Here is a 12,115-nt window from a genome sequence, read left to right as displayed (position 1 = left end):
AGGTAAGTAAAAAAGTATAAAATTCAAAATACTTTACACAATTCTGAATTAAATTCTGAACAACTAGAATATGATGTGAATTTTATTCGAATTTATTGTAAAGAAACCATAACTATTTATCACATGGACTTGAAATGAAAAGTGTTACCTTATAAAAGCCAGATACTTACCTCAACAATTGTACCTTTCTCTAAGTTTCATAATCATATTTCTAGTCGATAGAATTACACTCAAACCGATAAGACAACCTAAGCAGACGCAGCCAAAACGATCCAATGCAGCAAAGTAGGAGCGGCTTTCTTGTTCATGAAGATAGACGATAATTAACGCGACCATTGAGGTCCTGGCCACGGCCATAATATTGAGCACTTTACATATAATCAATGATGCCACAATGCCGATTATCATTGCATAGAGTTGCGAAATAGGGACGAAATATAGACTGAGACCAATAGCCGATCCAATGAAATTAGATTTCGCACGGTCGATAGCTATTTTCTTGGACTCGTTTTCTTGTGGGGAAATAACCAGAATAATCGAAATGAGGGTCCACGAAACGGAGTATTGTGGAAAGGATATAAAAAGGGGATAGCCTATAAGGAAACCTATCAACACCCGTATGGTGTATATAATAAAGTCGGAATGAAGCGTATAGCGAAGGAGTAGGTTACGCATATAAGGAAGATATCAATCGTTAACTAAATAATGTAGTGCAACAAAAATACGTGCATTGATTGAAGAGACGAAATTAAATTGACTTTTATTGTAAATTGTGCGATTTGCGTTTTTATGCGTTTTTCATTTTTGATTTGCATATTTCTTGCATTCTTCTCTTTTTCCAAAGCATAAATTTAACTAGATTTGTTTCATACATTAAATGCAGATTAAGTGAAAGATCAAAATCAATTAGCCTTATTAGCGTCTCTACTCAAAGGAGAGCTTTATTATACCAGTGAAACCAAGGATCAAACGATGTTGCTTGCCTATTCAACAGATGCTTCTGTTTATCAGGAAAAGCCGTTGGCTGTGGCAATACCTGCCGATATTGATGATATCAAAAAATTAATTGATTTTGCGCACAACAACAAGGTTACGTTAATACCACGTACCGCGGGTACTTCTCTCGCGGGACAGGTTGTTGGTCATGGTATTATTATGGATGTTTCCCGTCATTTTAATGCTATTATCGAACTTAATGTAGAAGAGCAATGGGTACGGGTGCAACCTGGGGTGATCCGTGATGACTTGAACAGTTATCTTAAGCCATTCGGTCTTATGTTTGGTCCCGAAACTTCGACGGCAAGTCGCGCCATGATAGGTGGCATGATCGGAAATAACTCCTCTGGTCTTCATTCTATCGTTTGGGGTGATACCCGGCACAACTTAATTTCTGCCGATGTACTTTTGGACGATCGCTCGGAAGTGACATTTGAGGCTATTGATGAGGCAACTTATTTCAAAAAATTATTACTACCTAATCGTGAAGGAGATATCTATCGTCAAATGAACGAACTGTTATCCAATCCTCAGCATTTAAGTGCTATTGAAGCGGGTTATCCAAAACGATCGATTACCCGGAGAAATACAGGGTATGCACTTGATATTTTAAGTGATCGGTCAGCACCTTTCAATATGTGTAACCTGTTGGCTGGATCGGAGGGAACGTTGGCGATTGTCACGGAAGCAAAACTCAACCTCATGCCCCTACCACCAAAAGAACTCGGTTTGCTCTGCGTTCATTTTGCCGATATGGTCGAGTGTATGCATGGGAATGTGGTTGCCTTAGATCATCAACCAGAAGCATCCGAATTGGTCGATAAGTACATCATGGATTTTACTGTTGGGCATCCAACCTACAAGTATAACCGTTTTTTTATTGAGGGGGATCCTCAGGCTTTATTGATTGTTGAATTTAGGGGGCACACAGCTGCTGAAACTGAAGCGAAAGCTATGGCCTTGAAACAGGATCTTATTGAACGCGGTTTGGGTTATGCCTATCCTTATATTACCGGCATTGAACAGACAAATTTAGTTTGGGATGTACGCAAGGCAGGATTGGGACTTATTCGCAATCTACCCGGCGATAGCCAGCCAGTTAATCTGATTGAAGATTGTGCGGTATCACCAGAAGATCTACCCGCCTATGTGAACGATATTCAGAAGCTTTTGATTGAAGAAGGTGTACATGCATCCTATTATGCACACGCAGGTGCTGGAGAGCTACACATTGAGCCCTTTGTTAATTTGAAAACAGCAGAAGGAAAACGCACTTTTCGTTCTATCCTCGAAAAAACAAGTGATCTGGTATTAAAATATAACGGATCATTGAGTGGTGAACATGGGGATGGCCGTCTACGCGGCGAGTTTATTGGTAAGGTGCTTGGTGAAAAAGTGTACAAATTGCTTGAAGAGGTAAAATCCATCTTCGATCCGGAGGGTGTTTTTAATGCAAATAAGATTGTCAATACGCCACCAATGGATTCGCATCTACGTTATGACAACGATAGCAATCGTACAGAAATAAAGACCTACTTTGACTTTTCGAAAGATGAATCTATTCTTCGGTTGGCAGAGAAATGTTCCGGTTCGGGAGATTGTCGAAAGACCGAAATTACGGGAGGGACGATGTGTCCTTCGTTTATGGCTACGCGTGATGAAAAAGATACTACGCGGGCACGGGCAAATATGTTGCGCCAGTTTTTAACCAATTCCACCAAAAAGAATCGCTTCGACCACGAAGAAATTAAGGAGGTCATGGATCTTTGTTTAAGCTGCAAAGGCTGTAAAACGGAATGTCCATCCAGTGTGGATGTAGCCAAAATGAAAGCTGAATTTTTACAGCATTATTATGATGAGCATGGGGCCGGTTTCCGAACGAAATTAATTGCAAATTTCACACAGTCCCAGAAACTTGGATCTTGGGTTGCTCCGCTTTATAATTTTGTAGTAAAAAATGATTTTCTGTCAGGATTGGTTAAAAAAACGGTAGGATTTGCGCCAAAGCGTTCCTTGCCTACAGTCAATGGAACAACCTTAACGCAATGGGTAAAAAAACAGGCGGCGATAAATGGTTCCAAGCGTCGGGTTTACCTTTTTTCGGATGAGTTTACGGAATATAATGATGCGGAGATCGGTATTACAGCGTACAAATTGTTGACTGCATTGGGCTATGAAGTAGTCATTCCAAAACATGTGCAAAGTGGACGGACTTATCTTTCCAAGGGTTTTGTGAAAGAAGCAAAGAAGATTGCGAATCAAAATATTCATTTGTTAAAGGGATTAATTACGGATGAAACTCCACTTTTAGGTGTTGAACCATCAGGGATAATTACATTTAGAGACGAATATTTAAGCTTAGTTGATGATGATTTACGTGCCGAAGCGCAGCAAATTGCTAAAAATGCACTAATGATCGACGAATTTTTGTTGGCTGAAATGAAGGCAGGACGTATTCATCCGGAACAGTTTACAAATGAAACAAAAAAGATTAAGCTGCACGGACATTGTTATCAAAAAGCTTTCCATCTGGTATCCGTTACCGAACAGGTCCTATCGTTTCCTGCAAACTACAGTATAGAAACAATTCCTTCAGGTTGTTGTGGGATGGCTGGTTCATTTGGCTACGAGGCTGAACATTATGCTATTTCAATGAAAGTTGCCGAACTGGTCTTGTTACCAACCATACGGAAGACAGAAACTGATACCTTGATTGCCGCAGCGGGTACTTCCTGTAGGCATCAGATAAAAGACGGTGTGGGTAGAAAATCCTATCATCCGGTGGAAATTTTGTATAATGCTTTATTGAAATAAAATAAAAACATTGCTAATAGTTGTTTGTTATCAGTAATAATGGTAATATTAAAAGAGCAATATTCATTGATAACTGATAACAAACAATTCAATATGCACAAGATTCAATCTATAGCATTTCTTGCGACCGCTACCATGCTGATGGCTAGTTGCGGCAACTCCAATCAGAAGAAGACTGATGGCAGTGATACGACAACGGTGAACAAAATTGAAGGCGTAAAAATCGAACAGTTTACCAATGGTACACCAGGGGCGGAGAAGAAGAACTTTTTCTTACGTATCACGGATGAAATTAAAACGGATTCAAGCCGGATCTATATTACGAAATCTCTTTACAAACAAGATACGGTCGGGGCAAAGTTTGAGGTTGTAGACTTTATTCCTGCGGGGATCATTGACGGTAAGCCAAGTGACGATGTCGGTTTTACCAAAGGGAAAATTAAAATCTCATCATCTGGGCAACAATCGGATAATTTAATAAAAGCATTAGGAGATTTATTCCAAATCACTACAACTGATTCTTTTACAAAAGACGTCATTCTTCCGAATGTGTTTTCATCCAATAAGGTAAATGCAGACTTATCGAAAAAAACAGCTTATAGCTTTAAGCTTTTCCTCGATAACAAAAAGGCTGAACCAGCAGAATTGTTTTTTAATGTAGATACATATAAGCATTCTATTGAGTTTTCGGAAAAAGATCCTTCTTTCCGAGCAGGATTTTTATCTGCATTAACCGGGAAATAACGATATTTTGCTGTGGGCTATCTTTTTTTTAACCTCTAAAAAACTAACGTTCAGGTATAAAATATAGATTGAAAATATGATGAAAGGCTAGAGTGGGTTCTAGCCTTTTTCATTTTTCAAAAAAATAGAGTAGCTTTGTACTAATAAATTTAGTTTTAAATGAAACGTTCCGGAACTGCAGATCTTCCTCTACATTATGGAAAAGTACCAGCATGGCTCTATGAACGCATGTCTTCTCTAGGTCGTTCAATCGTGGAAGTTATTTTAATGGATTATGGCAAAGATGAAGTGTTAAGAAGGCTATCGGATCCATTTTGGTTTCAAAGCTTTGGGGCTGTTCTTGGAATGGACTGGCATTCATCAGGGATCACGACATCTGTCATGGGGGCATTAAAACGGGCTATTAACCCAGAAGCGAAATCTTTTGGTCTTTATATCTGTGGCGGCAAAGGCAAGCTGTCAACGCAGACTCCGCTCGAGTTGCGTCAGCTTTCTGATCGGATGGGATTGGATGGGAACGGTTTGATTCGGAGCAGTAAGCTTGTTGCTAAGGTAGATAACACGGCCATTCAGGACGGTTACCAGCTGTATTTACACAATTTCATTGTGACAGATCGTGGCAATTGGTCTGTTGTCCAGCAAGGTATGCATGAAAAGGATGGGACTGCCCGTCGTTACCATTGGCATTCTGAAAAGGTCAAATCATTTGTTGAAGAACCACATGCAGGTATCAGTGGGCCATCACAGGGTATAATCCTCAACTTAACAGCTGGAGAAGCGGCAGCCAATAGAGCAGGTATTATGACTTTGGTAGGCGAGGATTCAACCAAAGTTATGCAAGATTTCGCTAAACTTATTATGCCATCTCATCACGATGTACGTGCGACTGATGTTGACCTGAAGAGGTTGGGAGCAATGTTGTACGTGGCCCGAGAAAGTCAACCAAGCGATTTTGAAGACCTACTGCTTCTAAAAGGAGTTGGACCTCGTACGCTACAGTCATTGGCTTTGGTCAGTGAGGTAATCCACGGTGCACCTTCACGATTCAATGACCCGGCGCGATTTTCCTTTGCTCATGGAGGAAAAGATGGACACCCTTTTCCGGTTCCGTTGACCATTTACGACGAGAGCATTCAGATTTTACAAAAAGGTGTTGAAAAATCCAAACTGGGTTATAGTGAAAAATTAAGATCAATCAACAAGTTGCATCAGATCGTTCTGGATAGTGAAAAAGATTTTCAACCACAATTTGATATTCAGCAAATTATAGCGGAGGAACGAAGGGATTCCTGGAAGTATGGAGGCCGAACAGTTTATGGAAATGCGGAGCCGCAAGGAACAAACGGGCCGGGCTTGCAACTGTCGCTTTTCTAGTTAAAATCTTTGAATTGTAATCGTTTTGTTAAAATGTGTTAAAGATCGTTAAAATTATTTGTACGCTAGTATATTTGCTCCGCAATGAAAGCGGTTATTACCATATTTTTTTTCCTATGCTTCTTATTCGTTAGAAGCAGTAATAGCCACGCTGTGCTCATTGAATCCGATCGACCAGCTGTTAGTTTTATGTATCAGCATAACCATGCTGACGTACAGAAGTATATTAATGCATCGGTTGATCACATCGATCCGTTATTTTATGGGAATATACATAGTGATAATCCCGTTATAGAGGAATTTGATACCGAGAATTTTCAATTGACCAAAGATTTGCAGGTAACGTCTCAATTTGTTGCGCTGCTGCTTTTTGCAATTGTCCTTTTTGTTTTTGTTTTTCGATTTGCAAAGAAGATTCCTTTTTGCAATTTCATAGCCTATCTTTTCCCTCAAAGATATGTTCTTCAACAAAACTGGAGAATTTAACAAGTACCCTTCGAAATTTCAGACACTTTAGTGGATATCCTATTGGATAGCCCATTTGATCATGATCGATTTGCGCATACCACTGGCAGAAGACATGACCATAAGCTCCGGTGTATGCAATTTCAACAACCATAACAACAAACAATCAAACTTATTTTTTTTAATTAGACGCTTACAAATGAAAAGAGTATTTATGCTCGCTAGTTTGGCTATTACCTTATGCCAAATCGGGTGTACTTCCAAAAAGGAAGAGAAGACAGAAAAGGAAAAATTTACCGCGACTTCCCCAGTGCAAATGGATACTACAATCCGCAAAGACTTTGTATCCCAAATTAGATCTTTCCGGAATATTGAGCTACGCGCTCAGGAGAAAGGTTACCTTGAGCAGATTTTTGTCGATGAAGGGCAATTTGTCCACAAGGGGCAGTTACTCTTTCGGATTATGCCGAAAATGTATGAGGCTGAATATCGTAAATCCTCAGCAGAAGTTAATGTTGCTGAAATAGAGGTTCAAAATACAAAAACGCTGGCTGACAAAAATGTGGTATCGCCCAATGAACTAGCGATGGCTAAAGCTAAGCTGGAGCAGGCGAAGGCAGAAGCCGCAATCGCAAAATTGCATCTTTCATTTACAGAAATAAGGGCACCATTTGACGGCACTATTGACCGTATTCCTTTGAAATTAGGAAGTTTGGTGGATGAAGGTGAATTATTAACAAGCCTTTCAGACAACAGTGAAATGCTAGTTTATTTTAATGTTTCCGAACCTGAATATTTGAGTTACCAAACTAACGTTAGTAAACGTGGCGATACACATGTAGGTTTGCTGCTTGCAAACAATGAACTGTTTTCTCAGAGCGGTCTTGTAGAAACAATCGAAAGTGAATTTAATGCAGAAACAGGAAATATTGCCTTCAGAGCGAAATTTCCAAATCCAAATCGTCTACTGAAGCATGGTGAAAGCGGAAAAGTTGTGATGAATTTTCCGCTGAAAGAGGCGTTACTTATTCCTCAAAAAGCAACATATGAAATGCAGGATCGTAAATATGTGTATGTGGTAGATAAAGATGGTAAATTGAAAGCCCGTCACATTACAATTGGGAATTCCTTACCGGATCTTTATGTTGTGACAAGTGGACTTCAAAAAGATGATAAATTTTTATTGGACGGTATCCAAAAAGCAAAGGAGGATGATAAGATAAGCTACAGCTTTGTGCAACCCAAAGATGCCATTTCAAATTTGAAGTTAAAAACAGAATAATCCCTTACACTTAAATTACTATGTTTAGTCGTTTTATAAATAGACCAGTACTTTCGATCGTTATATCACTGATCATTGTGTTTTTGGGGATACTTTCCATGGTGCAGCTTCCTGTAACACAATTTCCTTCGATATCGCCACCGAAGGTTAACATCACTGCCGAATATCCGGGAGCAAATGGTGAGTTGATGATTAAATCCGTCATTATCCCTTTAGAGCGGGCCATAAATGGTGTTCCGGGCATGAAATATATGGCTTCCGATGCGGGTAACGACGGGGAGGCAAGTATTCAGGTGGTATTCAACCTAGGTACAGATCCAAATCAGGCTTCATTGAATGTGCAGAACCGTGTGGCCTCTGTTGTCAATAAACTTCCACCTATCGTTGTGCGTGAAGGTGTGAAAATTACGCGCGAGGAATCTAATATGCTTATGTACATCAATCTCTATAGTAAAGACAAAGAGCTTGATGGCAATTTTATGTACAATTTTGCGGACATGAATATTGTGTCTGAGTTACGTCGTGTGGACGGAGTTGGAGTTGCCAATATTCTGGGTACGCGAGAACTCGCAATGCGTATTTGGTTGAAGCCAGATCGTATGACCGCATACAAGATTTCTGCAGAAGAGGTTATGAAAGCCTTATCCGAGCAAAGTTTAGAGGCTTCACCAGGTAAAGCAGGCGAGTCGTCTGGGATGACTTCGCAGTCCTTCGAATACGTGTTAAAATATCCCGGACGTTTTACGACAACCGAAGGATATGGCAATATTGTTCTGCGTGCCGGTGAAAATGGTGAAATGTTGCGCTTAAAAGATGTCGCTGATATCAAGTTTGGCTCAGCAATGTACGATATTTATTCTACGTTGAATGGTAAACCATCTGCAGCGATCGTCTTAAAACAATCCTATGGAAGTAATGCCTCCCAGGTAATCCAGGATGTCAAGGATAAGATGAAAGAGCTGAAGGCATCTTTTCCCAAAGGACTGGATTACGAGATTAGTTACGACGTTTCCAAATTTTTGGATGCTTCGATGGAGAAAGTAATTCATACTTTATTGGAAGCATTTGTGCTTGTGGCGATCGTCGTTTTCTTATTCTTGGGTGACTGGCGCTCTACCTTGATACCGACTATTGCGGTACCTGTTTCGTTGGTCGGCTCATTCTTATTTATGCAGTTTTTCGGGATTACCATCAACTTAATCACGCTATTTGCATTAGTGCTTGCCATCGGAGTCGTTGTTGATGATGCGATTGTAGTCATTGAAGCAGTGCATGCCAAGATGGAGGAACTCCATATTTCAGCTTACAAAGCGACGAAAAAAGCTATGCATGAGATCAGTGGTGCCATCGTTGCCATTACATTCCTCATGGCAGCGGTGTTTATTCCGGTAGCCTTTATGTCGGGGCCTGTCGGGATATTCTATCGGCAGTTTTCCATTACCATGGCAACTTCGATTATTTTATCAGGTGTCGTTGCATTGACTTTAACTCCTGCGTTATGTGCGATTATGCTGAAGAATAATCATGGCAAAGCGAGAAAGAAATCCATTATTGATAAATTTCTCGATTCCTTTAATAGATTATTTGACAAGATGTCCAACAAGTACGTTTACTTGCTGAAAGGCATCGTCGATAAACGGGTTTTTACATTCGTGGTTTTAATAGGCTTTTGTATTGGGGCATATTTCTTGAACAATTCTGTTCCAGCAGGTTTTATACCTAATGAAGATCAGGGGATGATTTATGCGATTATTCAGACACCGCCAGGATCAACCTTGGAACGTACCAATCTTGCTGCACAGACTTTGCAAAAAGAAGCGGAAGATATTGACGGTGTGCAATCTGTTTCTTCATTGGCTGGTTATGAGATCTTGACGGAAGGAACGGGGGCCAATACAGGTACATGTTTGATCAATTTAAAAAGTTGGGAGGAACGTAAAGAATCTTCGCAGGAGATTATTGAGCAGCTTGAAGCTGCCGCTAAAAATATACCCGGTGCCTCCATTGAATTTTTCCAGCCACCTGCTGTTCCAGGCTATGGTGCTGCGGGAGGTTTTGAACTCAGACTTTTAGATAAAGCGGGTTCTGGTGACTACAAGAAAATGGAAACCGTAAGTAAGGAGTTTGTACGTGAGTTAAACAAAAGACCCGAACTGGCTTCTGTATTTACGTTCTATAGCGCAAGTTTTCCGCAATATATGTTGCATATTGACAACGATTTGGCACAGCAAAAGGGTGTGACTATTGATAATGCTTTAAACACACTTTCAACTTTGGTTGGTAGTAATTATGAAACGAACTTCATTAAATACGACCGTCAATATAAAGTTATGGTTCAGGCTTTGCCACAATATAGAGCCTTGCCGGAAGATATCTTAAAGCTGTACGTGAAGAATGAAAAAGATGAAATGGTACCATTTTCAGCATTTATGCATATGGAAAAAGTGTATGGTTTGTCTGAGATCACACGGCACAACATGTATATGGCATCGGAGATTTCTGGTTCTGCAGCGCCCGGCTATAGTAGTGGTGAAGCGATTCAGGTGATTAATGAAGTCGCGGCCAAAACATTACCACGAGGCTATGGTATTGACTGGGCGGGTATTTCCAAAGATCAGGTAGGCAGGGGAAATCAGGCTATTTATATCTTTTTGATTTGTCTTGGTTTCGTTTACTTAATTCTTTCAGCTCAATACGAAAGTTTTATTATGCCATTTGCTGTTTTGCTTTCCTTGCCAATTGGAATCTTCGGGGCTTTTCTCCTTTTAAAACTATTGGGACTGGAAAATAATATCTATGCCCAGGTTGCCTTGGTCATGCTGATCGGTCTATTGGGTAAAAATGCCGTATTGATTGTTGAGTTTGCCGCGCAAAGGCATTCACAGGGATTGAGCATCATCGAGGCGGCCTTGGAAGGCGCAAAAGTGAGATTTAGGCCAATTTTGATGACTTCTTTTGCTTTCATTGCGGGATTGATTCCTTTGGTTATGGCTTCGGGGCCAGGGGCTATCGGAAACCGTACGATTGGGACGGCAGCAGCGGGAGGTATGTTGTTTGGGACCGTTTTCGGTATCCTGGTAATACCGGGTTTATACTTTATCTTCGGAACTATTGCTTCCAGACGTAAGCTTATTAAACACGAAGATGAAAATCCATTAACTGAAGAAATTGATAATCATGACTAATAGCAGAAAAATACAATGGGTCATTGCATTTTCGCTTTCAGCTGCAGTGACGGGATGTAAAGTTCCGAAAGCGACACAAATACAGGAGAACAAATTTGTTCCCCAACAATTTACGGATGTAGTTAAATCTGATTCAACAAATTCGGCATCGGTCAAGTGGCGTGAGTTTTTTACGGATCCAAATTTAGTTGTGCTCATAGATACAGCTTTAAAAAATAATCAAGAACTGAATGTTACTTTACAGGAGTTAACAATCGCCAAGAACGATATTCTGTTGAGAAAAGGTGCGTTGAAACCTACAGTTGGACTACGTGCAGGGGGTGGAGTTGAAAAAGTGGGACGTTATACGAGTCAGGGAGCCGGTGACGCAAGTACAGAGATTGCACCCGGAAAAGAAATGCCTGATCCACTTGGAGATTTGACAATTGGTGCTTATGCGAGTTGGGAAATTGACGTTTGGAAAAAGTTAAAAGACGCTGAACAAGTAGCACTCAACCGTTATCTTGCTACTGTGGAGGGAAAAAACTTTGTCTTGAGCAGTCTTATCGCTGAAGTTGCCCGATCATATTATGAATTGTTGGCACTGGACAATCAGTTGACCATCATTAAACAGAATATTGAGTTGCAGGATAATGCACTTGCCGTCATTCGATTGCAGAAGCAAGCTGCTCGGGTAACTGAACTAGCTGTTCAGAAGTTTGAAGCTGAAGTGTTGAAAACTAAAGGTATGGAGTTTGAAACACGTCAGCAAATCAAAGAAACTGAAAACCGCATTAATTTTCTATTGGGACGTTTTCCCCAAGAAATCAAACGTGACAAAAGTAATTTTGTCGATCTGATACCTTCAAAAGTTCAGACAGGTTTACCAAGTCAGTTGCTGAGCAACAGACCTGATATCCGCGAGGCAGAATATGAACTCGCGGCGGCCAAACTGGATGTACAAATAGCAAGGAAAGAATTTTATCCTTCGTTGGAAATTTCTGCAGCTTTGGGTCTGCAAGCATTTAAACCGTCCTATCTGTTTAAGATGCCGGAATCTGTTTTATATAATTTAATAGGCGAGCTTGCAGCGCCATTAATTAATAAAAATGGGCTTAAAGCTGAATTTAATACAGCGAATGCCAAACAGATACAGGCAGTCTATAATTACGAGAAGACAATACTCAATGCATACTTAGAGGTCTCTACACAACTTTCAAATATTGAAAACCTTGGCCGCAGCTATGATTTCAAAACAAAAGAAGTTGAGGTTTTA

The 12,115-nt window shown here is 40.3% G+C and carries 7 protein-coding genes; 6 read left to right on the top strand and 1 reads right to left on the bottom strand.

The features are described 5' to 3' along the window. Positions 1 to 171: 171 nt before the first annotated feature. Entirely contained in the window at positions 172 to 675 is a 504-nt protein-coding gene (locus B3C94_RS16820) for an FUSC family protein (protein WP_293905729.1), read from the bottom strand. Between the two features lie 213 nt (positions 676 to 888). Here B3C94_RS16820 and B3C94_RS16815 point away from each other — a divergent pair, with 213 nt between their 5' ends. The 6 genes from B3C94_RS16815 to B3C94_RS16790 all read left to right on the top strand — a co-directional run. Continuing rightward, positions 889 to 3,810, top strand: coding sequence for an FAD-binding and (Fe-S)-binding domain-containing protein (locus B3C94_RS16815; RefSeq protein ID WP_293905727.1), 2,922 nt, complete (start codon positions 889 to 891; stop codon positions 3,808 to 3,810). A gap of 93 nt (positions 3,811 to 3,903) precedes the next feature. Next, positions 3,904 to 4,554, top strand: coding sequence for a hypothetical protein (locus B3C94_RS16810; protein ID WP_293905725.1), 651 nt, complete (start codon positions 3,904 to 3,906; stop codon positions 4,552 to 4,554). A gap of 159 nt (positions 4,555 to 4,713) precedes the next feature. After that, on the top strand, positions 4,714 to 5,928 hold the full coding sequence (locus B3C94_RS16805) for a DUF763 domain-containing protein (protein ID WP_293905723.1): 1,215 nt from the start codon (positions 4,714 to 4,716) through the stop codon (positions 5,926 to 5,928). A 664-nt stretch (positions 5,929 to 6,592) separates the two neighbouring features. Then, entirely contained in the window at positions 6,593 to 7,675 is a 1,083-nt protein-coding gene (locus B3C94_RS16800; RefSeq protein WP_293905720.1) for an efflux RND transporter periplasmic adaptor subunit, read from the top strand. 20 nt (positions 7,676 to 7,695) lie between these two features. Further along, positions 7,696 to 10,860 (top strand): efflux RND transporter permease subunit, encoded by a 3,165-nt coding sequence (locus B3C94_RS16795; protein WP_293905717.1) that lies wholly within the window; start codon positions 7,696 to 7,698, stop codon positions 10,858 to 10,860. Beyond that, positions 10,853 to 12,115, top strand: a 1,263-nt coding sequence (locus tag B3C94_RS16790; RefSeq protein ID WP_293905715.1) for a TolC family protein, incomplete at its 3' end; no start/stop codon positions are given. The genes B3C94_RS16795 and B3C94_RS16790, both read left to right, overlap by 8 nt.

The organism is Sphingobacterium sp. UBA5670, from assembly GCF_002420705.1.
Taxonomy (GTDB): Bacteria; Bacteroidota; Bacteroidia; order Sphingobacteriales; family Sphingobacteriaceae; genus Sphingobacterium.
This window is presented reverse-complemented; position numbering and strand designations above follow the sequence as displayed.